We start from the raw sequence: 25,009 nt of genomic DNA, 5'->3' as shown, positions 1-25,009 counted from the left end.
TTTATTGCTCCCCTTTATTTGCAAGAAACTGCGTCATTATTATCTGGTTAATATTATCCAACGCCTGATGAAAATCATTGGGTCCCGAACGTTGTAACTGAAAAGATAAGATGACCTTCATGCTTTTCAATAACTGACAGGCAACGTCAGTGTTTTTCCCGTTTTGCCAGGAAGCAGAAAGCGCCTTGATGGCCGGATTATTAAAATTAATATAGAGCTGTTTATCGGACTGCTCGCTGATCCGTTGAGTAAACTGCCGTGCCAGCATCAGCGCCGCAGTACTCATGCGTCGGTCGGCGTCATCCTGTTCCAGCCGCTGTTTTAATTCCACCTCGCGATTCGGTACCACCACAAAGGGGAGCACCGCGGGCTCAAATCGTGAAATAACGCACTCTTCATCATCGGCCAGTTGTTCACGCCACCACTGTTCTTCCTGCTGGCTAATTTCATGACAGGAGAATAATGACTGGTTGCCACCCGTGGTGCCAATTTCAATTAACCGCGCTGAATAGAGTGTGGCCCAACGGCGAAGAAACGGTATAACGGCATAACGATGCCCCAGCGCGACGGGGCGCCCGGAGAGGCGAAATAACATCTCTTCGAAAGAACTCTCTTCTCCCGGCATCACCAGTAGCGTATTTTGCTGGCGCAGACTGCGAACCGGAATTTCGCCTTTCGAAGTCGGAATGAGCAAATCATCTTTGAGCAGATCAAATAGCCTTTCGTCGCAGATCGCTGCACCTAGCAGCGCTTCATTATGACGAAGCAGCACACGCCGCCAGATAGCCGGCTGGTTTTTCGCCAGTTCACCCAGCCCTTTAATTAACCCTTCGGCTAATGCATGCTGGGTGGCGAAATAGGCGTCATCACGTTGTAAATCTTCCCGATTCGCCGTGGGTGTCAGGACGCTGGACTCCACGACGCCGCCAACAAAACCGGCCCACAGCGGCAGCAAGTCGTGTGCCTGATCGTCAAGCAGCATGCCACGCAAAAAGAGCGACAAATTACGGTTATCGCTGGTGCCATAAGTCGCGCCATCCTGGATCCAGAGAATGCCGACCACATCGCTTTTGCCAGAAGGGGTGATATCGATGGTGCAAATAGGGGTAAAAGTACGTTCAAAACGGCTGGCAAACTCAATGTTCTGCTTCTGCCGAAGCCCCGGATGGAGTACGACCGCCGAGTCTGAGTCACGGCGCCAGGGTGGCGAAAGATGGTTGACCGCCGTCTCCGATTGCCCCACAAACAGCGGTTCGCGCATCAACACGCAGTAGCGGCCAAGCAGCGTTTCCAGCAGCGGATTATCCGCCAGGTAGCTGAACTCATCTTTAAGGTTGAGCGTGACCGTAAAGCCAGGTTCCCTGGGCAGGGCAGATTCGATGCGATACGTCTCGCCGTTATCGGAACGATAAACCCAACCTTCCTGCGGCGTTTTCCAGGACGTGGTATGGACAACAACCTGTTGTGCCAGCACGAAAGAAGATAAGAAACCCAGACCGAACATACCGATGAGGCCGGTATCATCATCCTCCTGGCGCAATTGCCGCGTATAACCGATGCCGACTGTTGCCAGGAATTCATGGATTTCTTGTTTTGTCAGGCCCGCACCCGAGTCATAAATGGTAATCGTTTTATTCTGCGGGTTGCCGGTAACCCGAATTTCAGGCGTGAAGGAAGAATCAACCTCCTCCAGTCTGCGCCGGACTATCGCATCATGCGCATTCTGTACAAGCTCACGCAACGCAACCATGGGCGTGGAGTAAAGATGTTTACTTAACACCTGCATAAGGCCATGCAGATTTACCGCTGTATCATGCTGCTCAATAGCGACGATCTTATTATCCATAATTTTTTCAGATCTCTGGTTTTTCAATTACATTGCAAACAGGTAAGTATAGGTGCAGCTACAAAAAAATCGCGGCTACATATTATTATTTTCAGCCAGGAAGAATAAATCGATAAAATCTTAAAGGATATTGATTAATAGAATATGAATTATTTCGGCTGATACTTTTCCCTGTTATGTGACGCAACATATCTGAGTAAAATGACAAGTTCATTAATTGCTATCGCACGCCATAACGAAATGGAATAGAATTTCGCTGTTTGCTCTCTCCGTATTATCGCGGCTGCTGAACCCGATCAATCGAAGAGAGAAAAAACAATGGAAACACCCCGTAGCCGGGACTGGCGCCGTGCCCAAAAGCGGCGCAATAAATCCCGAGATGTTCACACCGCGCTTTTACGTTTTCGTGGCGAAAAAAACTGGAAGATGCTGTATCTGCGTTCTGAAAAAGTAACGCGGGCCGCACAACTGGGGATTGAGTATCCACGCGTAACCCGTCAACAAAGGACGAGGCGCGGCCTGGAAGAGTATCTGTTTGCCAATGAACGTCCTTTTCATATGTAGTCGTAATCAGTGGCGCAGCCCCACGGCGGAACAGGTGTTCCGCCGTTATCCCGGGCTTAACGTCCGTTCTGCGGGGACCAGTCGCAATGCCAAAAAAACGGTCTGCGCCGAAGGGTTGCAGTGGGCAGATGTTATCTGTGTGATGGAGCAGAAACATAAAAACCGCTTAATGGCCGACTATCGTCGTATCATCGACAATAAACCGCTTCACGTTCTCGATATCCCCGATGACTACCGCTACATGGACCCTGCGTTGATCGCGCTGCTCGAAGAGATCGTTCCCCCGGTACTTGGCCTCGCCACATAGTCCCAGAGTTCAGGGGCGCATCAATGGCCGCTACGCCGCAATCCGTCGCAGCGCCTGTGCCAGTTGCACGCGGGTAAAGGGTTTTCGCAACAGTTCAACATCCGGTAGCGCAGGGTTATGCGCCGGGCGTAAATCCTGGCCGCTAATCAGTAACAGCGGCAAATGCGGGTAGTGCTGACGGGCGAAATTAATCACTTCCGCGCCACTCATCTGCCCCGGCAGCATCAGGTCGCTGATCAGCATGCCGATGTCCTCCGATGCCGCCAGCAGCGCCAGCGCCTGTTCACCGCACTCCGCCTCCAGCGTTAAATACCCCAACCCATGTAACTGTTCGCAGAGGGTCTGTCGTACATCCGCTTCATCTTCCAACACCAGGATTAACTTATCAGTACGGTCAGCTTCCTGTGTGAGCGCCTGCTCGACCGGGCTAACGACCTGTACCGATGCGCGTGGAAGCTGTAAACGCACCGTGGTTCCCTGACCTGGCGCGCTATCAATAGCCACCCGTCCACCGGACTGGCGCACAAAGCCGTATACCATCGACAGCCCCAGGCCGCTGCCGCTGCCGGTCTGCTTGGTGGTGAAGAACGGCTCGAAGACGCGGGCCTTCACCTCTTCGGACATGCCGCAACCTCTGTCGATCACTTCCAGTACCACCATATCCTGCCTGCGTCCGTCGCTGCGCGTCACACGCTGGTTCCAGGTACGGATCTTGATCGTCCCTTTCTGCCCTTCCATCGCATCCCGCGCGTTCATCACCAGATTGATAATGGCGTTTTCCAGTTGTCCAACGTCAATCCATGCAGGCCAGGCAGGTTGCTGAGCCTCAATCTCCAGCGTCAACGTGGCAGGAAGAGAATGACGCATCAGCTCGCTTAAATTCTCCAGCAGCGGCTGCATCTCTACTGCATGGGGGTGCAGAGATTGCTTACGCGAGAAGGCCAGCAAACGCTGGGTCAGCATCGCCCCACGCTCAGCCGCTTTTAGCGCGCGAGAGATACGCGGGGCATCCGGCGATTGCGGGTTCACCAGTTCCAGGCTACCGATAATGACCGCCAGTAAATTATTGAAATCGTGTGCCAGCCCACCGGTAAGCTGACCGACGGCTTTCATTTTCTGGCTGTGCAACAGCGCCTCTTCCAGCCCCTTACGTTCCGTTCTGTCCAGTACGACGTTGACCATTCCGCGCCCCGGCACCGGGCTAAATCGCAGCTCAATAGTGCGGTTATCCGCCAGACGAAGCTCCTGCGGTTTTGGCATGGGTCGCGCCAGGTTCTCCTGCACATGGTCCGGCAGCTCACTCACCTGACGCAGCAGGCTCTGATAGTGCTGCCCGCGTTGCAGCGCCTCGACAGAGAGGCCAAGCAGCAACGGATACTGCGGGTTCCACACCACCAGGCAGCCCTGACTATCGAACAGCGCAAAGCCATCACGCATGGCATGGAAGGTGGTCTCCAGTTGGGTGCTTTTCTCTTTGAGCAACTTAGAGGTGTGCTCAAGCGAGGCGGTATTGCGGGCGAAGACGTTAAAGGCGCGCGCCAGTTCGCCCAGTTCATCACGTCGTTGCAGCGCTGGTACAGGAACATCCGGCTCACCGCGCGCCAGACGGGACATCGCACGGGAAATCGCCGTTAAATTCGACCCCAGATTGCGGTAGATATACCAGCCAGCAAACCCGGTAATCACCAGCGCCAGCAGAGCAAAGGCGCTGATAAAGATAATGATCGAGCGCATTTCACTGTGACTTTGCGCGGTCCGTTGCTCAGAAGCCTGCGCCACCTGGGCAACGTACTGATTGATATCGGTATTGAGAATGGCGACCAGCGCTTTGATATGAAACATAAACCAGCTTATCGCCAGATCGCTCTCATCCAGTTGCGCCGCCAGCGGGCCGAGCTTTGCCAGCTCATCGTTGAAATCCTGCAAAATGCCATTCACCACCGGGTTGTCGGTGCGCTCTGGCAACTGTGTGCGGATCTCCGTCAGTTGCTGGATCGTCGGGCGTGGCGAGGGGGTACGGATGGCAGCGGCCAGCAGCCTGTCCATTTCGCCGAGTAAACGGGGATCGCCAATGGCAATGCCATCGCGCAGGTTAATCTCCTGCAAATGGCGCAGATAACTTTGATTCTGATACAGCGAACTGAGTAGCGCATTACGTTCAAGATGGCGGCGCTGACCACGCTCCAGCATCTGCGTCACACTCTGTTCCAGTTCATTGCTGCGCCAGGTAATGCGCTCCACCAGTTGCGGTTCCAGTTGGGCCAGCGGGGCACGGGCGAGTTGTTCCAGCGATTTTTGCAGCGCCATTTGGGTCGCCTTGAGCCGTTCCGCTTCGCTCTTATATTCCAGCGCCCCCACTACCTGCGAAAGGCGCACCGCCGCCGTGGCGACATTTGCCGTATCACGCGCAAGGTTCATGCTGCCAGTCATGTCATCCAGCGTCTGCTGCTGCACCTGCTCCTGGATTTGGCTGGCATGGCGAAATCCCAATACCGCAACGCCGCAAACCATCAGGGTCACGGCCATCACCAGCAAGTTGAAGAACAGTAACCGCCCGCGCGCGCTGGCGAAAAACGAGTTGTGCCGATAGGGCATAGCGGGCTCCGTTGTCTGTGTTCCCCTCACCCTAACCCTCTCCCCGGAGGGGCGAGGGGACTGTTCGGTGCGGGCTGGGGTGAGGGTGAAGGAAGTTATGTTGCGTAACTGTGATCTTCGTTAACTATTCAGCAATATGACAAATATGAACGCCCAATGTCATTCTGCATTTATTTCATCGTGGTGGACTGCAAGTATTGATAACCCTTGCAGGAGTAAGCCATGAGCAAGACGCCGGTTCTGGAGATGCGCAATATTGCCAAAGCGTTTGGCAAGTTTTACGCGCTCAAAGGCGTGGATCTGACGGTATATCCTGGCGAAATCCACGCACTGATGGGGGAAAACGGCGCGGGTAAAAGCACCCTGATGAAGATCCTCGCGGGGGCATACACCGCCACCAGCGGCGAGATATTAATTGACGGACAGTCATTTAATATCAAAGGGCCAAAAGACGCGCTGGCGGCGGGCATCACACTGATCTATCAGGAGATGCAGTTAGCCCCCAATCTGACCGTCGCCGAAAATATCTTTCTGGGCAGTGAGATTTCCCGCGGTGGGCTAATTCAGCGCCGGGACATGGTCGCTCAGGCGCAAAGCGTGATTGACCGCCTCGGCGCTCAGTTCAAAGCCAGCGACCTGGTGATGAAACTGACCATCGCCGAACAGCAACAGGTCGAAATCGCCCGCGCCCTGCATCGTAACAGCCGTATTCTGGTGATGGATGAACCCACCGCCGCCCTCTCCTCTCGTGAAACACACCGCCTGTTTGAACTGATCATGCGTCTGCGCGACGAAGGGATGGCAATCATCTATATCAGCCACCGCATGGCAGAAGTGTATGAGCTTTCCGACCGGGTTAGCGTCCTGCGTGATGGTCAGTATGTGGGCAGCCTGACCCGCGACAAACTCAACGCCTCAGAACTGGTACGCATGATGGTGGGCCGCCCGCTCAGCGATCTCTTCAATAAAGAACGCGATATTCCACGGGGCGATGTCCGTCTGAACATTCATCACCTCACCGACGGCAAAAAAATCCAGCCGGTCAGCCTGCAGGTACGCGCCGGAGAGATCGTCGGCCTTGCCGGACTGGTGGGCGCAGGTCGTTCAGAGCTCGCACAACTGATTTTTGGCGTGCGTAAAGCTACCGGCGGGGTGATTGAAATCGATGGCGAACCGGTGGTTATCCACTCCCCGCGAGCCGCCATTGATTTAGGCATCGGCTTCCTCACCGAAAACCGCAAAGAACAAGGGTTGTTTCTGGAGCTGGCCGCGCAGGAAAACATCACGATGGCGACCATTGAGCGCGATGCCAGTTACGGCCTGCTCGACCGCAAGAAAGCGCAATCCATCTCCGATGACGCCATCAAGTTACTCAATATCCGCGTGCCCCACTCTCAGGTGCGGGCGGGTGGTCTTTCCGGCGGCAATCAGCAAAAACTGCTGATCTCCCGCTGGGTCGCCATCGGGCCGCGCATCCTGATTCTCGATGAGCCCACACGCGGCGTCGATGTCGGGGCCAAGAGCGAAATCTATCGCATCATGAGCCAGATGGCGCGTAAAGGGGTGGCTATTCTGATGATTTCCAGCGAGTTACCGGAGGTGGTCGGTATGAGCGACCGCGTATATGTGATGCATGAAGGCAGTATCGCCGGTGAACTGGAAGGCGAACGTATTACCCAGGAAAACATTATGACGCTGGCGACCGGCGTGAACGAATCCCATCATCAGGCGGTGCACCATGACTGAATCGAAAGAGACCTCTGCCACCACGCCACAACAGGTGGCGAAATCGGCCTCGGCGAAAAAAATGCTGATGGGCGATCTGATGCAAACAGTCGGCATCTTGCCAATCTTGATCCTGATTGTCGCAGTATTTGGCTTTATCGCACCAAACTTTTTTACAGAAAGCAACCTGCTGAATATCACCCGCCAGGCGTCGATCAACATCGTGCTGGCGGCAGGGATGACCTTTATCATTTTGACCGGCGGCATTGACCTGTCAGTCGGGTCCATCCTCGGCACCACGGCGGTGGCGGCGATGGTGGTGTCGCTGATCCCGGAACTGGCTTTCCTTTCCGTACCCGCCGCGCTGATGCTCGGTCTGGTGCTGGGGTTGTTTAACGGCGTACTGGTCGCGTTCGCCGGGCTTCCCCCCTTTATCGTTACGCTTGGCACCTATACGGCGCTGCGCGGCGCGGCTTACCTGCTGGCGGACGGCACCACGGTTATTAACTCCAGTATCGGGTTTGAGTGGATTGGCAATAACTATCTCGGGCCGATCCCCTGGCTGGTGGTGATTGCGCTGGCGGTGATTGTGGTCTGCTGGTTCATCCTGCGTCGTACCACCCTGGGCGTGCACATTTATGCCGTCGGCGGCAACATGCAGGCGGCGCGTCTTACCGGTATCAAAGTGTGGCTGGTACTGCTGTTTGTCTACGGCATGAGCGGCCTGCTGTCTGGCCTTGGCGGGGTGATGAGCGCGTCTCGTCTGTACAGCGCCAACGGTAACCTTGGTATGGGCTACGAGCTTGACGCCATCGCGGCGGTCATCCTCGGCGGCACCAGTTTCGTCGGCGGCATCGGCACCATCACCGGTACGCTGGTCGGGGCGCTGATTATCGCCACCCTGAACAATGGCATGACATTGATGGGCGTTTCTTACTTCTGGCAACTGGTGATCAAAGGGGCGGTGATCATCATTGCAGTGCTGATAGACAAATACCGTACCCGACATCATCAAAGTGCATAACAACAAGATTTCCCTGAAAACCCTACGTGAGGAAAGAATATGCGTTTGAAGCCGTTAGTCACCGCGCTCTGTGCTGGCGCACTGCTTGCCACAGCGCCATTTGCGCAGGCAAAAGAACTGAAATCGATCGGGGTAACGGTAGGCGACCTTGCCAACCCGTTCTTCGTGCAAATCACCAAAGGGGCGGAGCTGGAAGCACGTAAACTGGCGGGCGATAAGGTGAAAGTAACGCTGGTTTCCAGCGGCTACGACCTTGGCCAACAGGTGGCGCAAATCGATAACTTTATCGCCGCCAAAGTGGACATGATTATCCTCAACGCCGCGGATTCGAAAGGCATTGGGCCTGCGGTCAAACGCGCGAAAGATGCCGGTATCGTCGTGGTCGCCGTTGACGTTGCGGCGGAAGGGGCAGATGCCACCATTACCTCGGATAACACCCAGGCCGGGGAGATGGCCTGTAAGTACATTACCGACCGTTTGAAAGGTAAAGGCAATGTAGTCATCATCAACGGACCGCCGGTCTCTGCGGTACAGAACCGTGTGGAAGGCTGCCAGACCGAATTCAAGCGCCACCCGGATATCAAAGTGCTGTCGTCTAACCAGAACGCCAAAGGCAGCCGCGAAGGGGGTCTGGAAGTGATGACCTCTCTGCTGGCCGCGAATCCGAAGATCGACGGTGTGTTTGCGATTAACGATCCAACGGCGATCGGCGCCGATCTGGCTGCTAAACAGGCACAACGTAACGAGTTCTTTATCGTTGGCGTGGACGGCAGCCCGGACGGTGAAGAGGCGCTGAAACGCGAGAACTCGCTGTTTGTCGCGACCCCGGCGCAAGATCCCCAGGTAATGGCGGCCAAAGCGGTGGAAATCGGCTATGACATTCTGCAGGGGAAACCCGCGCCGAAAGAGCCTGTGCTGATCCCGGTGACGATGATCGACAAGAAAAACGTCAGTACCTATAAGGGCTGGACGGTTAAATAAGTGCGATTTTTTCCCCTCACCCCTGCCCTCTCCCCATAGGGGAGAGGGAGTAAACCATCCCCTATGGGGAGAGGGAGCAAACCATCCCCTCGCCCCTGTGGGGAGAGGGTTAGGGTGAGGGGCACAACGCGCTCAAATGCCATCAGGAGATAGTCATGAAACGCTCCGAAATCAATGAAATCCTCGGCCATACCCGGCAATTCTTTTCCATGCATGACGTCCACTTGCCGCCCTTCGCCAGTTTTCCCCCAACCAAATGGCATCAACTTGATCACGATAGCTGGCGCGAAGTCTTCGACTTAAAGCTGGGTTGGGATGTCACCGCTTTCGGCGGTGATAATTTTTACACCCAGGGACTCACCCTTTTCACCCTGCGCAATGGTTCGCCAAATGGCACCCCTTACGCCAAATGCTATGCGGAAAAAATCATGCACGTGCGCGACGGGCAGGTCACACCCATGCATTTTCACTGGCGCAAACGCGAAGACATTATTAACCGTGGCGGCGGCAATCTGATTATCGAGCTGTGGAACGCCGGCGCGCATGAAGAGACGACGTATACCAACGTGAGCGTGGTTATCGACGGTTGTCTCCAGACACATTCAGCGGGCAGCCAGTTACGCCTCTCACCAGGGGAAAGCATTTGCCTGCCGCCCGGTCTGTACCACAGCTTTTGGGGCGAATCCGGTTTCGGCGATGTGCTGGTCGGCGAAGTGTCGTCGGTCAACGATGACGAACATGACAACCATTTCCTGCACCCGGTAGATCGCTTTAACGACATTCTGGAAGACGAACCCGCGCAGCTAGTGCTGTGTAACGAATATGGTCTGTTTCTGAGCTAAGGAGAATACGATGGCTTTGATTTCGCTTGCCCAGGGTTTGGCGCACGCCCGTGAACATCACTACGCGCTGGGCGCGTTCAACGTGCTCGACTCCCACTTTTTACGCGCGCTGTATGCTGCGGCGAGACAGGAGCGTTCGCCTTTCATCATCAATATCGCCGAGGTGCACTTCAAATATGTCTCCCTCGAATCTCTGGTGGAAGCGGTAAAATACGAAGCCGCCCACCATGACATTCCGGTGGTGCTTAACCTCGATCACGGCCTGCATTTTGAATCCGTGGTGCGCGCCTTAAGGCTGGGTTTTACCTCGGTGATGTTTGATGGCTCTACGCTGGAATATGAAGAGAATATTCGCCAGACGCGGGAAGTGGTGAAGATGTGCCATGCGGTGGGCGTCTCGGTGGAAGCTGAACTCGGGGCCGTTGGCGGCGATGAAGGTGGCGCATTGTATGGTCATGCGGATGAAGCCTGGTTTACCGACCCCGCCAAAGCGCGTGATTTTGTCGACCGTACCGGTATCGACACCCTCGCCGTCGCCATTGGTAACGCCCATGGTAAATACAAAGGGGAACCGAAGCTCGACTTTGCTCGCCTGGAGGCGATTCGCCAGCAAACCGGCCTGCCGCTGGTGCTCCACGGTGGTTCTGGCATCAGTGACGCGGATTTCCGGCGCGCTATCGGGCTTGGCATCCATAAAATCAATTTCTATACCGGGATGTCGCAAGCGGCGCTGGACACCATTGAAGCACGCATGGCCAACCGCCAGCCTCTCTACGACGAATTCGCCCAGCTCTTGCTGAGCGTGGAAGAGGCCATCACCGACACCGTTGCCGGGCAGATGCGCGTCTTTGGCAGCGCGGGGCAACTCTGATGGAAAGAAAAGGAGTTATCGCCGCCGGAAACATGCTGGTCGATCATGTACACCAGATTGTGCAATGGCCGGAGCGTGGCTGGCTAGCGGAGATCACGCAAAGCGAGCGTTCTACCGGTGGAGCGCCGCTCAATGTCCTGCTGACGCTGGCCAAAATGCGCACGGGCATGCCGCTTCAGGCAGTGGGGCTGGTGGGTGAAGACAGCGACGGGGATTACATTATGGCGATGCTCGACCAGTATCATGTCAATCGCCAGCATGTGCAGCGCACCAATTCTGCCCCGACTTCCATGTCGCAGGTCATGACCGATCCAACCGGCCAACGCACCTTCTTCCACTCCCCCGGCGCAAACCGTCTTCTGGATCTCCCGGCATTCGACAGCCTGGACCAGACCATGAAAATCTTCCATCTCGGCTATCTGTTGCTGCTCGACAGCCTTGACCTGCCGGATGAGGAGTTTGGTACCCGCAGCGCCCGCCTGCTGGCACAGATGCGCGAGCAGGGTTACGAAACGTCGCTCGATCTGGTCTCCCGCAAGGGCGATCCGCGTTATCAGCCGCTGGTGATGCCCTGCCTGCCGCATCTGGATTATCTGGTCATCAACGAGATGGAAGCGGGAGAATTTAGCGGGCTGGAGATGCGCCTGCCTGACGATTCGCCGCATATTGCCAACATCGCCACGGCCGCCTCGCAGTTGCTCGCCGCCGGGGTACGCCAGCGCGTGGTGATCCACTGCCCGGAGGGGGCATGGGGGGAGGAACCTGGCCGCGAGGGTCAGTGGATAGCCACCCAGATGCTCACGCAGGAGGAGATCATCGGTAGCGTCGGTGCGGGAGATGCGTTTTGCGCCGGGCTGCTCTACGGTTGCCACGAACACTGGCCGCTGGCGCAAAGCATTCAACTGGCCCACGCCTGCGCCCGAGCAAGCCTGCTTTGCGCGAACGCCATCGACGGGGCGAAATCGCTGGAAGAATTAAAACAAGAGATCGACGGCGCGCCATAGCGCCGCTACGCCGCCTGTTCGCTGTGTACGACATCCGCCGCAAAAACATAGCCCAGCCCGCGTATTGTTTTGATTAACGCGGGTTGATGCGGGTTGATCTCAATTTTGCGGCGCAGGCGCATGATCAATACATCGATAGTGCGGTCAAACACCTCAATGCTTTCACTGTGGGTCAATTCCAGCAGTTGCTCACGGCTGAGTACACGACGCGCGTTTTGAACCAGTGCCAGCAGCAGGCTATATTCCCCCTGGGTTAAATCAACGGTTTGCCGACGGGGGTCGCTAAGCTGGCAGCGTGCGGGATCAAGATGCCAGCCATTAAAGGCATACCCGGCCATTTTCATCGTCTGCACATCCGCCGCCAGCGCGCCCGTGCGGCGCATCACCGCCTTCACGCGCGCCACCAGCACCCGTGGGGTAAAGGGTTTGCCAATATAGTCATCAGCCCCCATTTCCAGCCCCACTACCACATCCGATTCACTGCCCAGCCCCGTGAGCATAATCACCGGCAGATCAGGGCGTTGTTTCTGCAGTTGGGTAAGCACCATCAGGCCGTTGATGTCCGGCAGAACCATATCGAGCAACACCAGCGCAATCTCAGGATGCCTTGCTGTCGCGGCAATCGCATCCAGCCCGTTATGACACACGTATACCGTAAAGACGTGCTCGCTCAACACATCCCTGAGCAGTTCGCAGACCGCCACATCGTCATCCACTACCAGAATCGCAGGTTTCATTGTCCGCATCCGTCAGGAAAAGTGACTCGTTGCTTTATTTTATTTGGCAGAACCATAAAGGCGGTGAATTAATGCTGTTTTTATAATCGCGGTCACATCCCCTCGCCTTCGTCACGTCAAATTTGACGATGGCCTGCCCTTCGTCAGTATTTTGACCAAAATTCGGACGTAAAATCAGGCAATACCCACAAAAGAAGCATGGCATAGAAGATGCATAATGGGTCGAGTGAGCGCGCAAAGCGCGATCTTTCTTAACTGGAGCGATAGCGATGAAAAAAGTCGTCACGGTTTGTCCGTATTGCGCCTCAGGTTGCAAGATTAACCTGGTGGTGGATAACGGAAAAATCGTTCGGGCGGAGGCTGCGCAAGGAAAAACCAACCAGGGTACCCTGTGTCTGAAAGGCTACTATGGCTGGGATTTTATTAACGATACACAGATCCTTACGCCTCGTCTGAAAACCCCAATGATCCGTCGCCAGCGTGGCGGCAAACTGGAAGCCGTCTCCTGGGATGAAGCCCTGGATTACGTTGCCACTCGCCTGAGCGCCATTAAAGAGAAGTATGGCCCGGATGCGATTCAGACAACCGGCTCGTCCCGCGGTACGGGGAACGAAACCAACTACATAATGCAAAAATTTGCGCGCGCCGTTATTGGTACCAATAACGTGGACTGCTGCGCACGCGTCTGACACGGCCCATCGGTTGCAGGTCTGCACCAGTCGGTCGGCAATGGCGCAATGAGTAATGCCATTAACGAAATCGATAACACGGATCTCGTGTTTATCTTTGGCTATAACCCGGCGGATTCGCACCCTATCGTCGCTAACCACGTGATTCGGGCGAAACAGAACGGGGCAAAAATCATCGTCTGCGATCCGCGCAAAATCGAAACCGCGCGTATTGCTGATATGCACGTTGCGTTGAAAAACGGCTCGAACATCGCGCTGTTAAACGCACTCGGGCATGTGATTATTGAAGAAAACCTGTACGACCAGGCGTTCGTGGCCTCGCGTACCCAGGGTTTTGAAGAGTACAAAAAAATCGTCGAAGGCTATACGCCGGAGTCGGTGGAAGAGATCACGGGCGTGTGCGCTGCGGATATCCGTAAAGCCGCCCGCATGTATGCCGGTGCGAAAAATGCCAGCATCCTGTGGGGCATGGGCGTAACCCAGTTCTATCAGGGCGTAGAGACGGTACGTTCACTGACCAGTCTCGCCATGCTGACGGGCAACCTGGGCAAACCGCATGTGGGGGTGAACCCGGTACGTGGGCAGAACAACGTCCAGGGCGCCTGCGATATGGGTGCGCTGCCGGATACCTTCCCAGGCTACCAGTTCGTCAAAGAACAGGCTCACCGCGATAAATTTGCGAAAGCCTGGGGCGTGGCCGAGCTGCCCGCGCATACCGGCTATCGCATCAGCGAACTGCCGCACCGCGCGGCGCATGGTGAAGTGCGCGCCGCGTACATCATGGGGGAAGATCCGCTGCAGACCGATGCAGAACTCTCCGCCGTGCGTAAAGCGTTTGAGGATCTGGAACTGGTCATTGTGCAGGATATCTTTATGACCAAAACCGCGTCGGCGGCGGACGTCATATTGCCATCCACCTCCTGGGGTGAGCACGAAGGTGTGTACACAGCGGCTGACCGTGGCTTCCAGCGCTTCTTTAAAGCGGTAGAACCGAAGTGGGATCTGAAAACGGACTGGCAGATTATCAGTGAGATTGCCACCCGTATGGGCTACCCGATGCATTACAACAACACGCAGGAAATCTGGGACGAATTGCGTCATCTCTGCCCGGATTTCTACGGTGCCACCTATGAGAAAATGGGTGAGCTGGGCTACATTCAGTGGCCGTGTCGCGATACATCGGATGCCGATCAGGGGACGTCGTATCTCTTCAAAGAGAAGTTCGACACCGATACCGGGCTGGCGAAGTTCTTCACCTGCGACTGGGTCGCGCCAATCGACAAACTCAACGACGAGTTCCCGATGGTGCTCTCTACCGTGCGTGAAGTGGGCCACTACTCTTGTCGTTCGATGACCGGCAACTGTGCGGCGCTGTCGGCGCTGGCAGATGAACCCGGCTACGCGCAAATCAACACCGCCGATGCCGCACGCCTCGGTATTGAAGATGAAGCGCTGGTGTGGGTGAACTCGCGTAAAGGCCGGATTATCACCCGTGCGCAGGTCAGTGAACGCCCGAATAAAGGCGCGGTGTACATGACCTACCAGTGGTGGATTGGTGCCTGTAACGAGCTGGTGACGGAGAATCTGAGTCCGATTACCAAAACGCCAGAGTACAAGTACTGCGCGGTGAATGTAGAACGTATTCCCGACCAGCGTGCTGCCGAGCAGTATGTGATCGACGAGTACAACAAACTGAAATCGCGTCTGCGCGAAAGCGCACTGGGCTAATAGCGGCCTACAAAAAAACGGGGTGTGATTATCGCACCCCGTTTTATTTTGTTACTTATGACATAACCATTAAATGATTATGGTTTTAAATTAAGCAGCCTTGAAATAACAGGCAAAATATTCTCTTCAAACGCAGCGCGTTCAGGTTCGCGTTTTTCACTTAAAAAATCGTCAGAAATGGCAATATTACCGCCGCCGTGCTCACTCTTACGGCTCAGGGCATAATGAAATGTCCGCATCTCGCCGACGCGCGAAATGGAGTAGATCTCATTAAAGCGGCTGAGATCTTTTTCCGGCAGAAAGGGAGCTTTCTTCGTTATTCGCCCGGTGGCGACATCAAAAATAAGCACTTCCGCATTCTTTAGGGTGTAGATAAGCCCGTACCCCGTCAGAACGGCACCGAAAAGCAGAAACACGATGACGGATTGCAGTGTCCTGTCGTTCATTTGCGTCCAAATAAACGTGCCGACCAGCAGGGCAATACCGGCCGCGACAAATACCAGTGCACTACCGACCTTCCACGGGCGATAGACCAGGCGCCGGTCGGTCAACTCCACCAGCAAAGGGGCTGGCATCAGGCATCTCCTCGCGGGCTGATACCCAGAAAGGCTTCCGTCTCTTCCATCATAGCCTGCGGCGCTTTCTGGCCGGGGCCAAACTGCCTTATCGGCATTTTCGAGGTTTTACCGTCAACGTTAAAGACCACATTGACAATACTGTTACGAATAAGGCCAAAAAAGCGGTACTGGCGAATCAACTCAAGCCCGGTGAAATTATCCAACGACTGGTTGTATGTCGTTTTGCCGCCGCCGTTCTGGATATAAAAAATGCGTTTATCTAAATCAAATACCATCTTGATGCGCAGCGTCGCCAGCATCACGCCGGCAATGGCAAATAAAACAAGCGCGACAATAATACCGCGCAGTGATGATTCATGTTTGAAATAGGCATAAACACCCATCGCAGCAAACGCGATCGCCAGGGCTATTTTCAATCCCTTTTGATTTTTAACAATATAGCGATTGCCTTCATGTAGATAAAAGTCTGACATTCCTGAACTCTCCGTATCATCAGGGTAACGTTAAACGCGTGCTAATATCCGCGACAGACGTATTATGGCTACAATTACTTAATCTGCTATAAAAAAATCGCCCCGCAATTTAGGAGGCGACAGTCAGCGTGCATATATTATATGGCCCGATAAGGGAGATTACGCCGCGACCAGCTCAATGCGATTGCCGTCCGGGTCGGCAATCACCGCTTCATAAAACCCATCGCCGGTCCATCTCGCCGGGCTTAGTAAACACCCGTTAGCCTGTGCTTTTTGCGCCATCGCGTCCACCTCACTGACATTGCCAACGGTAATCGCGATATGCGCCCAGCCGACAAACTCCGGATTAACCGGCGCATCATCAAGCTCAGGCAAGGCCATCAGTTCAATGGTCGGCCCCTCGCTCAGGGAAATGAAGTGCGAGGCGAAGCCAGGACGGTTTTTACTGAGATAGCGTTCGTTGCTCTGCCCGCCGAACACTTCCTGCCAGAAAGCGACCTGCGCATCCAGGTTGCGCGTCCAGAGCGCGACGTGTGCAATTTTCATCTTTTATCTCCACAGTGGTTATGCCCGGTAGCCGCATTGACAAGGCGGTTAACAATGCTGGATTATGCTCATTATTGCTCGATGGCATTTCAATAAAGAGGCTTTATGCTCGATTATGCAGCTTTTCCGCAACAGCGACAAGCACGTATTCGCCAGCTTTTGCAGGAAAACGGACGCGTTGTCTGTGCAGAACTCGCCAACCAGATGCAGGTGTCTGAACATACGATTCGCAGGGATTTACAAGAACTTAGTAATTCAGGCGTGTGCAAAAAGGTCTATGGAGGCGCGGTACTACAGTTGCCGGAGGCCGGGAATTTTCACAGTCGCAAAGTAAAAAATAGTGCAGAAAAGGACAAGATCGCGCAGCAATGCGCAGCGCTGGTGAAGCCAGACACCTGTATTTTCATTGATGCCGGTACGACGAATCTGGCCATCGCCAGAGCCCTGCCTGCGGATATCCGCATCACAGCGGTGACGAACTCACCCGAAATCGCCGTCGAACTTATGAAACGCTCGCACAGCGAAGTGATCCTTCTGGGCGGACAGATTCATCAGGCCACGGGAGGATGCGTCGGTAGCGGTGCCGTTGCACAGATTCAGGAGATGTTATTCGATCAGGTGTTTATTGGCGGTTGCGCTATGGACCCGGAAATTGGGCTGACGGGGTTTGATTTTGCCGACTGCGAATTTAAAAAAGCGGTGCTGAAACAGAGTAACCAGACGGTTGTTGCCCTGACGGCAGATAAACTGCCCGGCGTGGCGCGCTATGTTGTGGCACGGCCTCAGGCGCTTGACGTGATAATCGTTGAAGCGAATATCAGCGATGCACTGCGTACCGTATTAAAGGAACAACAGATTACCGTTATCACGGCCTGAAACAAGAAGCGCCGCCTCCCGGACGGAAGGCGGCGTGACGATTACAGATCGGCCGTCTTGTCGAACTTGCCGAGCATTTCACGCTCGTAAGCCGCGGCTTTTTTACGGTCAAACTTATGTTCCCACTTGGCGATAACCAGTACCGCCAGCGCATTACCCACGACGTTCAGGGCAGTACGCGCCATATCAAGGATACGGTCAACACCGGCGATAAAGGCCAGACCTTCCAGCGGAATGCCTACACTGCCCAGCGTTGCCAGCAACACCACGAACGAAACGCCCGGCACACCGGCAATACCTTTAGAGGTAACCATCAGCGTCAGCACCAGAATGATCTCCTGGCCCAGCGACAGGTCGATACCGTAAAGCTGTGCAATAAAGATGGCAGCAATACTCTGGTACAGCGTAGAACCGTCGAGGTTAAAGGAGTAACCGGTCGGTACCACGAAGCTGGTGATGGACGCTGGCGCGCCATAGGCTTCCATCTTCTCAATGATACGCGGCAGCACGCTTTCGGAGCTTGCAGTGGAGTAGGCCAGGATCAGCTCATCTTTCAAAATGCGGATGAGCGTCCAGATACTGAGTTTGCACATCCGCGCCACCAGTCCCAGCACCACCAGCGCAAAGAACAGCACCGCAAAGTAAACCAGCACTACCAGTTTCGCCAGCGGCCACAGGGACGCAAAACCGAAGTTCGCGACCGTTACGGAGATCAGCGCAAATACGCCGACCGGCGCGTAACGCATCACCATATGGGTTACTTTGAACATGGTTTCAGAGACAGAACGGAACACCGTAACCAGCGGTTCGCGGTGCGTGGCAGGCAGTGAAGAGAGCCCCAGGCCAAACAGTACCGAGAAGAAAATAATCGGCAGCATTTCGCCCTTCGCCATCGAAGACACGATGTTGGTCGGCACCAGAGACAAAATCGTGTTCATCAAGCCATGCGCGTGGCTTTGCACTTCTGCCGTGGTGCTCTGATATTTCGAAATATCCACCGCCGCGAGTTGTGACATATCAATGCCCGACCCCGGCTGGAAGACATTCGCCAGCGTAATACCCAGCACAATGGCCACCGTGGTGATCACTTCGAAATAAATAATGGTCTTGGCGCCAATACGCCCCAATTGTTTCGCATCACCCACACCGGCAATACCCACCACCAGCGTGGAGATAACAATCGGCACAACAATCATTTTGATCAAATGAATAAAGATATCGCCTGCCGGAGACAGAAGATTCGCAATCAGCCATTCGCGGCTGTCGCTGTGATAATGCAAGTAACTGCCCAGAAGAATACCCAGCACCAGGGCCAGCAAAATCTGCCAGGCCAGGCTGACTTTCAAATTTTTCATAACTCGAGACATCCTCAATGAAGCGACCTTCCCGGTGGGGAACGACTCATACGGAAAGGGTATGGTTAGCGTCACACGCTCTTGCGGGGTTTTTTAACGCGCATTATCAGTACCATTTGCAGGGTGTAGGGCGCAACCCTTTACAAGAAGGGGGATTGACTGAATTTATGCATAAAAACGCTTTTTTATGCCATTTATCATACATAACCATTTGTTATGAAAAAACTTTTTTTCAGCCATTTTTAGATAATTAATTCCGGCAATTATTTTCCTTCAAAGATTCATTTGTTCAGTTTTCATACTGTTCAGTCAATGCGTGATCTATAGCGCAAATAATAAACAAACCAGGCAAAGCCCCTATAATTAACGTTTATTTGACATATTATTAACATCCTACAAGGAGAGCAAAAGCCATGAGCCAAATCCATAAACACGATATTCCCGCAAATATTGCGGAACGTTGCCTGATCAATCCGGAGCAGTACGAGGCTAAATATCAGCAATCCATTACCGACCCTGATACCTTCTGGGGCGAACAAGGCAAAATCCTTGACTGGATTAAACCCTATCAGAAAGTGAAAAACACCTCCTTCGCCCCGGGTAATGTCTCCATTAAATGGTACGAAGATGGCACGCTGAACCTTGCGGCCAACTGCCTTGACCGCCATCTTGTCGAACGTGGCGACCAAACCGCCATCATTTGGGAAGGCGACGACGCCAGCCAAAGTAAACATATTACCTATCGCCAGTTGCATACAGATGTCTGCCGTTTTGCCAATGTACTGACAGATCTGGGCATTAAAAAAGGCGACGTGGTGGCTATCTATATGCCCATGGTTCCGGAAGCCGCAGTCGCGATGCTGGCCTGTGCGCGTATCGGTGCCGTCCACTCGGTCATTTTCGGTGGCTTCTCGCCGGAAGCCGTTGCCGGACGCATTGTGGATTCCAGCTCCCGGCTGGTGATCACCGCCGATGAAGGCGTACGTGCCGGGCGTAATATCCCGTTGAAAAAGAACGTCGATGATGCGCTGAAAAATCCGAATGTAAAAACCGTTGAGCATGTCGTGGTACTTAAACGTACCGGCGGCAACATCGACTGGCACGAAGGCCGCGACCTGTGGTGGGATGCGCTCACCGCCAATGCCAGCCCGCAACACCAGCCGGTTGAAGTCAATGCCGAAGACCCGCTGTTTATCCTCTATACCTCCGGTTCTACAGGCAAGCCTAAAGGCGTACTGCACACCACCGGCGGCTATCTGGTTTATGCAGCCACCACCTTTAAGTATGTCTTCGATTATCACGACGGCGACGTCTACTGGTGCACAGCCGATGTCGGCTGGGTCACCGGCCACAGCTACCTGCTGTACGGACCGCTGGCCTGCGGCGCGATTACCCTGATGTTCGAAGGGGTGCCGAACTGGCCGACGCCAGCGCGTATGAGCCAGGTTGTGGACAAACACAAGGTCAATATTCTCTATACCGCGCCTACGGCTATCCGCGCACTGATGGCGGAAGGTGACAAAGCAATTGACGGTACGGACCGCTCTTCGCTGCGCATTCTCGGTTCCGTCGGCGAGCCCATCAACCCGGAAGCCTGGGAGTGGTACTGGAAGAAAATCGGCAACGAAAAATGCCCGGTCATGGACACCTGGTGGCAGACCGAAACCGGGGGCTTTATGATCACCCCGTTACCGGGTGCAATACAGCTCAAAGCGGGTTCCGCGACCCGTCCGTTCTTTGGCGTGCAGCCTGCGCTGGTGGATAACGAAGGTCATCCGCAGGAAGGGGCCACCGAGGGCAACCTGGTGATTACCGACTCCTGGCCGGGCCAGGCGCGTACCCTGTTTGGCGACCACGAGCGTTTTGAGCAGACCTACTTCTCAACCTTCAAGAACATGTACTTTAGTGGCGATGGCGCGCGCCGCGATGAAGATGGTTATTACTGGATAACCGGCCGCGTGGACGACGTGCTGAACGTTTCCGGCCACCGTCTGGGGACCGCGGAGATTGAATCGGCGCTGGTCTCTCATCCGAAAATCGCCGAAGCCGCGGTGGTGGGCATTCCACACAATATTAAAGGCCAGGCCATCTACGCTTACGTCACCCTGAACCACGGTGAAGAGCCGACCCCCGCGCTCTATACCGAGGTGCGCAACTGGGTACGTAAAGAGATTGGCCCGCTGGCAACGCCGGATGTCCTGCACTGGACCGACTCTCTGCCCAAAACCCGTTCCGGCAAAATCATGCGCCGTATTCTGCGCAAAATTGCCGCCGGGGATACCAGCAATTTCGGCGATACCTCGACCCTCGCGGATCCGGGTGTCGTGGAGAAACTGCTCGAAGAGAAGCAGGCCATCACCATGCCATCGTAACCTCGCATTCCCCCTCTCCCCGTGGGAGAGGGTCGGGGTGAGGGCATCGCAAACCACCCCCTCACCCTAACCCTCTCCCTCAAGGGAGAGGGAATAACAACAAACCCTACCTTACCTCTGGAGAGTTCTGTGATGAATGACACCATTTATCAACGGATAGAAAACAATGCGCATTACAGGGAGCTCGTCGAAAAGCGGCAACGGTTTGCCTTCATTCTTTCCATCATCATGCTGATTATCTATGTCGGTTTTATTCTGCTGATCGCCTTTGCGCCAGGCTGGCTCGGTACGCCGATCTCTGCGGGCAGCAGCGTCACGCGGGGTATTCCGATTGGCATTGGTGTGATTGTGATTTCGTTTTTGCTGACCGGCGTGTACGTCTGGCGGGCAAATGGCGAGTTTGATCGTCTGACAAAAACCGTTCTGCAAGAGGTAAAAGCATCATGAAGCGTGTTCTGACGGCGCTCGCCGCCACACTGCCTTTTACGGCCAACGCCGCCGATGCCATTACCGGCGCGGTCCAACGCCAGCCAACCAACTGGCAGGCGATCATCATGTTCCTGATCTTCGTGGCGCTGACGCTCTATATCACTTACTGGGCGTCAAAACGCGTGCGTTCACGTAACGATTACTACACGGCAGGCGGTAATATTACGGGCTTCCAGAATGGCCTGGCGATTGCTGGTGACTTTATGTCAGCCGCGTCGTTCCTCGGCATTTCCGCGCTGGTTTACACCTCCGGCTACGACGGGCTGATTTACTCGCTGGGCTTCCTCGTCGGCTGGCCAATTATTCTGTTCCTGATTGCCGAACGTCTGCGTAATCTGGGGCGTTACACCTTTGCCGACGTCGCCTCGTATCGCCTCAAACAGGGGCCGATTCGCACCCTCTCCGCCTGCGGTTCGCTGGTGGTGGTAGCGCTCTATCTGATAGCCCAGATGGTCGGGGCAGGTAAGCTTATTCAGTTACTGTTCGGCCTCAACTACCACGTTGCGGTCGTGCTGGTCGGCGTGCTGATGGTGCTCTATGTTCTCTTCGGCGGTATGCTCGCCACCACCTGGGTACAGATCATCAAAGCCGTGTTGCTGCTATTCGGCGCAAGCTTTATGGCCTTTATGGTGATGAAGCATGTCGGCTTTAGCTTCAATAGCCTGTTTAGCGAAGCGATGGCGGTTCACCCGAAAGGGGAAGCCATTATGCGTCCGGGCGGTCTGGTTAAAGATCCGATCTCCGCACTGTCGCTGGGCCTGGGGCTGATGTTTGGTACGGCAGGTTTGCCGCATATTCTGATGCGTTTCTTCACGGTGTCAGATGCGCGTGAAGCCCGTAAGAGCGTGTTCTACGCCACGGGTTTTATGGGTTATTTCTACATTCTGACCTTTATCATTGGCTTCGGCGCCATCATGCTGGTTGGGGCGAACCCGGCCTTTAAAGATGCGGCGGGCGCGCTGATTGGCGGCAATAACATGGCGGCGGTGCATCTGGCGGATGCGGTCGGTGGCAACCTGTTCCTCGGCTTTATCTCCGCTGTGGCTTTCGCCACCATCCTGGCGGTGGTTGCCGGGCTGACGCTTGCGGGCGCCTCGGCGGTCTCTCATGACCTGTACGCTAACGTCATTCGTAAAGACGCCACCGAACGTCAGGAGCTGAAAGTCTCGAAAATCACCGTACTGGTGCTCGGTGTGGTCGCCATCCTGCTGGGTATTCTGTTTGAGAAGCAGAATATTGCCTTTATGGTGGGACTGGCGTTCTCCATCGCGGCGAGCTGCAACTTCCCCATCATTCTGCTCTCCATGTACTGGTCAAAGCTGACCACCCGTGGCGCAATGATTGGCGGCTGGCTGGGCCTGCTGACGGCGGTGATTCTGATGGTCCTCGGCCCGACCATTTGGGTACAAATCCTCGGCCACGCGCAGGCGATTTTCCCATATGAATACCCGGCGCTGTTCTCTATCGCCGTAGCCTTTATCGGTATCTGGATTTTCTCGATTACCGACAACACGCAAGAAGGTATTCGCGAGCGTGAGCAGTTCCGTGCGCAGTTCATCCGTTCACAAACGGGTGTCGGCATCGCACAGGGCCGCGCGCACTAAGCCCCTCTGCCCCGGTCAGCCATGACCGGGGCAATATCACAGTTTTTCCCGCCACAGGTGACAGACATCACCTTCTTTGCCGCCCAAAAGCCGATCCCTGTCACAAACATTTCCCCTGCTTTGCAAGCAACATCACGCTTTTGCATCTCCTGCTCCTTCCCGACACGCAGGTCGTCGACGGGTACACGACAGCCCGACGGCGCCCCTTTATGCTTATTTCACAGCGACGCCTCCAGAGTATCGGCAAAGGCCGCCAGACGCTGGGGGCTCAGTAGCAACGGCAGAAAGAGCGGGCTACCGGGTGGCGGGTTGTTCACCCAGGCGGCAAGCGTATCGGCGTAGCGCAGCAGAGATTGCTGATGCTTTTCGAGCGCTCTGGCAGGCAGGGCGTCGTCGCCATAATGATCGCGCCACAGCACATCGGTAACGACCTCTGTGACCCGGCTGAACATCTGGCTATAGATATCCGCATTGCGCCAGGCGGCCATTAACGTTTCCATCGAATCATCCGGGCAGGTGATTCGCGGCAACAGCTCACGCAGGGTTTGTACGGCATTGGCCGCCAGGAAACAGGCATTTTGCTTTTCCAGCGCAATAAGCTGGCGCTGTTCGCCGCCCAGGTCACGATCGTCCGGTGGCATCAGCGGCTGATATGCCTGCAGCCAGTTGGCGCTGCGCGTGTCCATATGCAGCAATTGTTGCGCCTGCGCCAGGCTTTCCGGGATCTGGCTTTGGTAATGCAGGCGTCGCCCCAGCAGATTAGGGGTTTTACACAGCCAGTCGTAGCTGGAATGGAATAACGCGGCAAGACGGGTTTTATCCTGCGGCTGACGAAAGCGCAGCCCATGCAGTTCGACCCAGTCGTCAAAAACGTGGCCCTGCGTCTGATTGGCCGCCGCCAGGCCCAGCAGATTGATGGCATTGACCGAATCCATGACGCGGCTGTCCGGTAGCCACTGCCAGCTTACCCGGCAGGTAATGGCTTCTACGCTGTTGTCCGTCGCGCCGATGGCCCAGCTCAGCCGTCCGCTGATTTCATCGGCAAGCCAGCACGGCAGCGCTGTCCAGCCGTAACCGATGCCAAAGAGATCGTATTCGATCCATTTTTTATGATCCGGCAGGGTGACGATATGCGGGTGATTGGCAAAACCGGGGTGGTAATCGAGTTCCGTGGCTTTGATCGAGGCGCGAACGTCATGAGGCAGCGTTGCCAGTACGCCCGACAACTGCTGGCGCGGCCAGGAGTCATCAATAAAGTCGCGCAGGATCAGTTTTTTTCCGGCGCCGCGCAATTGCCGCCAGACCTGACGCAGACTTTTTTGCCACTCTACCGTCTGAAAAGACGGGGTCGTCAGACTAAGGATGATACCGCTCAGATGGGGTAATTCGTTTAATAACGGCGCCAGCGTTGTGGAATAAAAGTGGTTCCAGAAATCCGGCGTGCTTTTATCGTCGAAAGCAAGCTCCGGGAATTTACGCTTAATAATATCGTCAGCGGGCGCGGCCTCCCCCTGCAACCAAAAAGACAAATTATTCGCCGCCAGATACTGGTTCACCCGTTTTAAATAGTGCAACGCGTAGTGCTGTTGATGAATGAGATTTTCCACATTCAATTTCTGACTCAATGGCGAGGGCGTTGCCAGCAGTGAAAATAACTCCTGCTGATGAAGAATGATGCCTGTAAAGCCGTGTTGCTTAGCGCTTTCAACACCTTGCATCAACCATGGCCAGTGCCAGATAAAGGTGCTGTTGAGTTCCATTAATTGATGGGCAATACGTTTCATGACTTCATCCAGGTCATTT

The 25,009-nt window shown here is 54.9% G+C and carries 22 protein-coding genes; 13 read left to right on the top strand and 9 right to left on the bottom strand.

Annotated features, from left to right (window positions below):
- Position 1: 1 nt before the first annotated feature.
- A complete protein-coding gene (locus ABU190_RS18435; protein ID WP_354692093.1) occupies positions 2-1,846 on the bottom strand; it encodes an ATP-binding protein in 1,845 nt (614 codons plus the stop codon).
- A 318-nt stretch (positions 1,847-2,164) separates the two neighbouring features.
- On the opposite strand from ABU190_RS18435, the gene ABU190_RS18430 reads away from it, so the two are divergent.
- Together ABU190_RS18430 and ABU190_RS18425 are read left to right on the top strand one after the other, a co-directional pair.
- Positions 2,165-2,410 (top strand): hypothetical protein, encoded by a 246-nt coding sequence (locus ABU190_RS18430; RefSeq protein WP_071194333.1) that lies wholly within the window; start codon positions 2,165-2,167, stop codon positions 2,408-2,410.
- Positions 2,388-2,717, top strand: a complete 330-nt coding sequence (locus ABU190_RS18425) for a phosphotyrosine protein phosphatase (protein WP_039077866.1) — start codon at positions 2,388-2,390, stop codon at positions 2,715-2,717. The genes ABU190_RS18430 and ABU190_RS18425 overlap by 23 nt, the downstream gene beginning before the upstream one ends.
- Before the next feature lie 30 nt (positions 2,718-2,747).
- On the opposite strand, the gene ABU190_RS18420 is transcribed toward ABU190_RS18425, so the two are convergent.
- Entirely contained in the window at positions 2,748-5,312 is a 2,565-nt protein-coding gene (locus ABU190_RS18420; RefSeq protein WP_354692092.1) for an ATP-binding protein, read from the bottom strand.
- Positions 5,313-5,534: 222 nt separating this feature from the next.
- Here ABU190_RS18420 and ABU190_RS18415 point away from each other — a divergent pair, with 222 nt between their 5' ends.
- From ABU190_RS18415 to ABU190_RS18390, 6 genes are all read left to right on the top strand, one after another.
- Positions 5,535-7,058 carry a sugar ABC transporter ATP-binding protein gene (locus tag ABU190_RS18415; protein ID WP_193794917.1) on the top strand — a complete coding sequence of 508 codons (1,524 nt, stop codon included), beginning with the start codon at positions 5,535-5,537 and terminating at the stop codon, positions 7,056-7,058.
- Positions 7,051-8,061, top strand: a complete 1,011-nt coding sequence (locus ABU190_RS18410) for a ribose ABC transporter permease (protein WP_039077869.1) — start codon at positions 7,051-7,053, stop codon at positions 8,059-8,061. Before ABU190_RS18415 ends, ABU190_RS18410 begins: the two co-directional genes overlap by 8 nt.
- A gap of 39 nt (positions 8,062-8,100) precedes the next feature.
- Entirely contained in the window at positions 8,101-9,042 is a 942-nt protein-coding gene (locus tag ABU190_RS18405; protein ID WP_354692091.1) for an ABC transporter substrate-binding protein, read from the top strand.
- A gap of 155 nt (positions 9,043-9,197) precedes the next feature.
- Positions 9,198-9,884, top strand: coding sequence for a D-lyxose/D-mannose family sugar isomerase (locus ABU190_RS18400; RefSeq protein ID WP_354692090.1), 687 nt, complete (start codon positions 9,198-9,200; stop codon positions 9,882-9,884).
- 10 nt (positions 9,885-9,894) lie between these two features.
- On the top strand, positions 9,895-10,755 hold the full coding sequence (locus tag ABU190_RS18395) for a ketose 1,6-bisphosphate aldolase (RefSeq protein ID WP_039077872.1): 861 nt from the start codon (positions 9,895-9,897) through the stop codon (positions 10,753-10,755).
- Positions 10,752-11,759 (top strand): carbohydrate kinase family protein, encoded by a 1,008-nt coding sequence (locus ABU190_RS18390; RefSeq protein ID WP_354692151.1) that lies wholly within the window; start codon positions 10,752-10,754, stop codon positions 11,757-11,759. Before ABU190_RS18395 ends, ABU190_RS18390 begins: the two co-directional genes overlap by 4 nt.
- A gap of 5 nt (positions 11,760-11,764) precedes the next feature.
- On the opposite strand, the gene ABU190_RS18385 is transcribed toward ABU190_RS18390, so the two are convergent.
- Positions 11,765-12,496 carry a response regulator transcription factor gene (locus ABU190_RS18385; protein WP_354692089.1) on the bottom strand — a complete coding sequence of 244 codons (732 nt, stop codon included), beginning with the start codon at positions 12,494-12,496 and terminating at the stop codon, positions 11,765-11,767.
- A gap of 269 nt (positions 12,497-12,765) precedes the next feature.
- Here ABU190_RS18385 and fdhF point away from each other — a divergent pair, with 269 nt between their 5' ends.
- Complete coding sequence (gene fdhF / locus ABU190_RS18380; protein WP_296433586.1) at positions 12,766-14,913, top strand: formate dehydrogenase subunit alpha; 2,148 nt, start codon at positions 12,766-12,768, stop codon at positions 14,911-14,913.
- Positions 14,914-14,990: 77 nt separating this feature from the next.
- Here the strand turns inward: fdhF and ABU190_RS18375 are convergent, their stop codons facing one another.
- The 3 genes from ABU190_RS18375 to ABU190_RS18365 all read right to left on the bottom strand — a co-directional run bounded on the left by ABU190_RS18375 (position 14,991) and on the right by ABU190_RS18365 (position 16,510).
- Complete coding sequence (locus ABU190_RS18375; RefSeq protein ID WP_354692088.1) at positions 14,991-15,488, bottom strand: hypothetical protein; 498 nt, start codon at positions 15,486-15,488, stop codon at positions 14,991-14,993.
- Complete coding sequence (locus tag ABU190_RS18370) at positions 15,488-15,964, bottom strand: hypothetical protein (protein WP_354692087.1); 477 nt, start codon at positions 15,962-15,964, stop codon at positions 15,488-15,490. The genes ABU190_RS18375 and ABU190_RS18370 overlap by 1 nt, the downstream gene beginning before the upstream one ends.
- A 159-nt stretch (positions 15,965-16,123) precedes the next feature.
- Positions 16,124-16,510 (bottom strand): VOC family protein, encoded by a 387-nt coding sequence (locus ABU190_RS18365; RefSeq protein ID WP_354692086.1) that lies wholly within the window; start codon positions 16,508-16,510, stop codon positions 16,124-16,126.
- A gap of 105 nt (positions 16,511-16,615) precedes the next feature.
- On the opposite strand from ABU190_RS18365, the gene ABU190_RS18360 reads away from it, so the two are divergent.
- Positions 16,616-17,386 carry a DeoR/GlpR family DNA-binding transcription regulator gene (locus ABU190_RS18360; protein WP_354692085.1) on the top strand — a complete coding sequence of 257 codons (771 nt, stop codon included), beginning with the start codon at positions 16,616-16,618 and terminating at the stop codon, positions 17,384-17,386.
- A gap of 41 nt (positions 17,387-17,427) precedes the next feature.
- Here ABU190_RS18360 and gltP read toward each other — a convergent pair whose 3' ends face one another.
- On the bottom strand, positions 17,428-18,741 hold the full coding sequence (gene gltP, locus ABU190_RS18355) for a glutamate/aspartate:proton symporter GltP (RefSeq protein ID WP_354692084.1): 1,314 nt from the start codon (positions 18,739-18,741) through the stop codon (positions 17,428-17,430).
- Positions 18,742-19,154: 413 nt separating this feature from the next.
- On the opposite strand from gltP, the gene acs reads away from it, so the two are divergent.
- From acs to actP, 3 genes are all read left to right on the top strand, one after another.
- Positions 19,155-21,113: an acetate--CoA ligase gene (gene acs / locus ABU190_RS18350; RefSeq protein ID WP_354692083.1), complete on the top strand. Its 1,959-nt coding sequence runs from the start codon at positions 19,155-19,157 to the stop codon at positions 21,111-21,113.
- A 132-nt stretch (positions 21,114-21,245) separates the two neighbouring features.
- A complete protein-coding gene (locus ABU190_RS18345; protein WP_039077883.1) occupies positions 21,246-21,560 on the top strand; it encodes a DUF485 domain-containing protein in 315 nt (104 codons plus the stop codon).
- Positions 21,557-23,206, top strand: coding sequence for a cation/acetate symporter ActP (gene actP / locus ABU190_RS18340; protein ID WP_039077884.1), 1,650 nt, complete (start codon positions 21,557-21,559; stop codon positions 23,204-23,206). Before ABU190_RS18345 ends, actP begins: the two co-directional genes overlap by 4 nt.
- Here actP and ABU190_RS18335 read toward each other — a convergent pair.
- A complete protein-coding gene (locus tag ABU190_RS18335; RefSeq protein ID WP_354692082.1) occupies positions 23,203-23,352 on the bottom strand; it encodes a hypothetical protein in 150 nt (49 codons plus the stop codon). The two genes, actP and ABU190_RS18335, sit on opposite strands and share 4 nt — an antisense overlap.
- A gap of 72 nt (positions 23,353-23,424) precedes the next feature.
- Complete coding sequence (locus ABU190_RS18330) at positions 23,425-24,990, bottom strand: hypothetical protein (RefSeq protein ID WP_354692081.1); 1,566 nt, start codon at positions 24,988-24,990, stop codon at positions 23,425-23,427.
- Between the last annotated feature and the right edge of the window lie 19 nt (positions 24,991-25,009).

This window comes from Phytobacter sp. RSE-02 (assembly GCF_040578655.1).
Taxonomy (GTDB): Bacteria; Pseudomonadota; Gammaproteobacteria; order Enterobacterales; family Enterobacteriaceae; genus Phytobacter; species Phytobacter diazotrophicus.
The sequence above is the reverse complement of the archived record's forward strand: the minus strand, read 5'-3'. Positions and strand labels throughout refer to the sequence as shown.

What these genes read in the sequence shown, in the direction of transcription:
- ABU190_RS18435 (WP_354692093.1), bottom strand. Translation starts at nt 1,846, where the DNA reads ATGGATAATAAGATCGTCGCTATTGAGCAGCATGATACAGCGGTAAAT.
- ABU190_RS18430 (WP_071194333.1), top strand. Translation starts at nt 2,165, where the DNA reads ATGGAAACACCCCGTAGCCGGGACTGGCGCCGTGCCCAAAAGCGGCGC.
- ABU190_RS18425 (WP_039077866.1), top strand. Translation starts at nt 2,388, where the DNA reads ATGAACGTCCTTTTCATATGTAGTCGTAATCAGTGGCGCAGCCCCACG.
- ABU190_RS18420 (WP_354692092.1), bottom strand. Translation starts at nt 5,312, where the DNA reads ATGCCCTATCGGCACAACTCGTTTTTCGCCAGCGCGCGCGGGCGGTTA.
- ABU190_RS18415 (WP_193794917.1), top strand. Translation starts at nt 5,535, where the DNA reads ATGAGCAAGACGCCGGTTCTGGAGATGCGCAATATTGCCAAAGCGTTT.
- ABU190_RS18410 (WP_039077869.1), top strand. Translation starts at nt 7,051, where the DNA reads ATGACTGAATCGAAAGAGACCTCTGCCACCACGCCACAACAGGTGGCG.
- ABU190_RS18405 (WP_354692091.1), top strand. Translation starts at nt 8,101, where the DNA reads ATGCGTTTGAAGCCGTTAGTCACCGCGCTCTGTGCTGGCGCACTGCTT.
- ABU190_RS18400 (WP_354692090.1), top strand. Translation starts at nt 9,198, where the DNA reads ATGAAACGCTCCGAAATCAATGAAATCCTCGGCCATACCCGGCAATTC.
- ABU190_RS18395 (WP_039077872.1), top strand. Translation starts at nt 9,895, where the DNA reads ATGGCTTTGATTTCGCTTGCCCAGGGTTTGGCGCACGCCCGTGAACAT.
- ABU190_RS18385 (WP_354692089.1), bottom strand. Translation starts at nt 12,496, where the DNA reads ATGAAACCTGCGATTCTGGTAGTGGATGACGATGTGGCGGTCTGCGAA.
- ABU190_RS18375 (WP_354692088.1), bottom strand. Translation starts at nt 15,488, where the DNA reads ATGCCAGCCCCTTTGCTGGTGGAGTTGACCGACCGGCGCCTGGTCTAT.
- ABU190_RS18370 (WP_354692087.1), bottom strand. Translation starts at nt 15,964, where the DNA reads ATGTCAGACTTTTATCTACATGAAGGCAATCGCTATATTGTTAAAAAT.
- ABU190_RS18365 (WP_354692086.1), bottom strand. Translation starts at nt 16,510, where the DNA reads ATGAAAATTGCACACGTCGCGCTCTGGACGCGCAACCTGGATGCGCAG.
- ABU190_RS18360 (WP_354692085.1), top strand. Translation starts at nt 16,616, where the DNA reads ATGCTCGATTATGCAGCTTTTCCGCAACAGCGACAAGCACGTATTCGC.
- gltP (WP_354692084.1), bottom strand. Translation starts at nt 18,741, where the DNA reads ATGAAAAATTTGAAAGTCAGCCTGGCCTGGCAGATTTTGCTGGCCCTG.
- acs (WP_354692083.1), top strand. Translation starts at nt 19,155, where the DNA reads ATGAGCCAAATCCATAAACACGATATTCCCGCAAATATTGCGGAACGT.
- ABU190_RS18345 (WP_039077883.1), top strand. Translation starts at nt 21,246, where the DNA reads ATGAATGACACCATTTATCAACGGATAGAAAACAATGCGCATTACAGG.
- actP (WP_039077884.1), top strand. Translation starts at nt 21,557, where the DNA reads ATGAAGCGTGTTCTGACGGCGCTCGCCGCCACACTGCCTTTTACGGCC.
- ABU190_RS18335 (WP_354692082.1), bottom strand. Translation starts at nt 23,352, where the DNA reads ATGCAAAAGCGTGATGTTGCTTGCAAAGCAGGGGAAATGTTTGTGACA.
- ABU190_RS18330 (WP_354692081.1), bottom strand. Translation starts at nt 24,990, where the DNA reads ATGAAACGTATTGCCCATCAATTAATGGAACTCAACAGCACCTTTATC.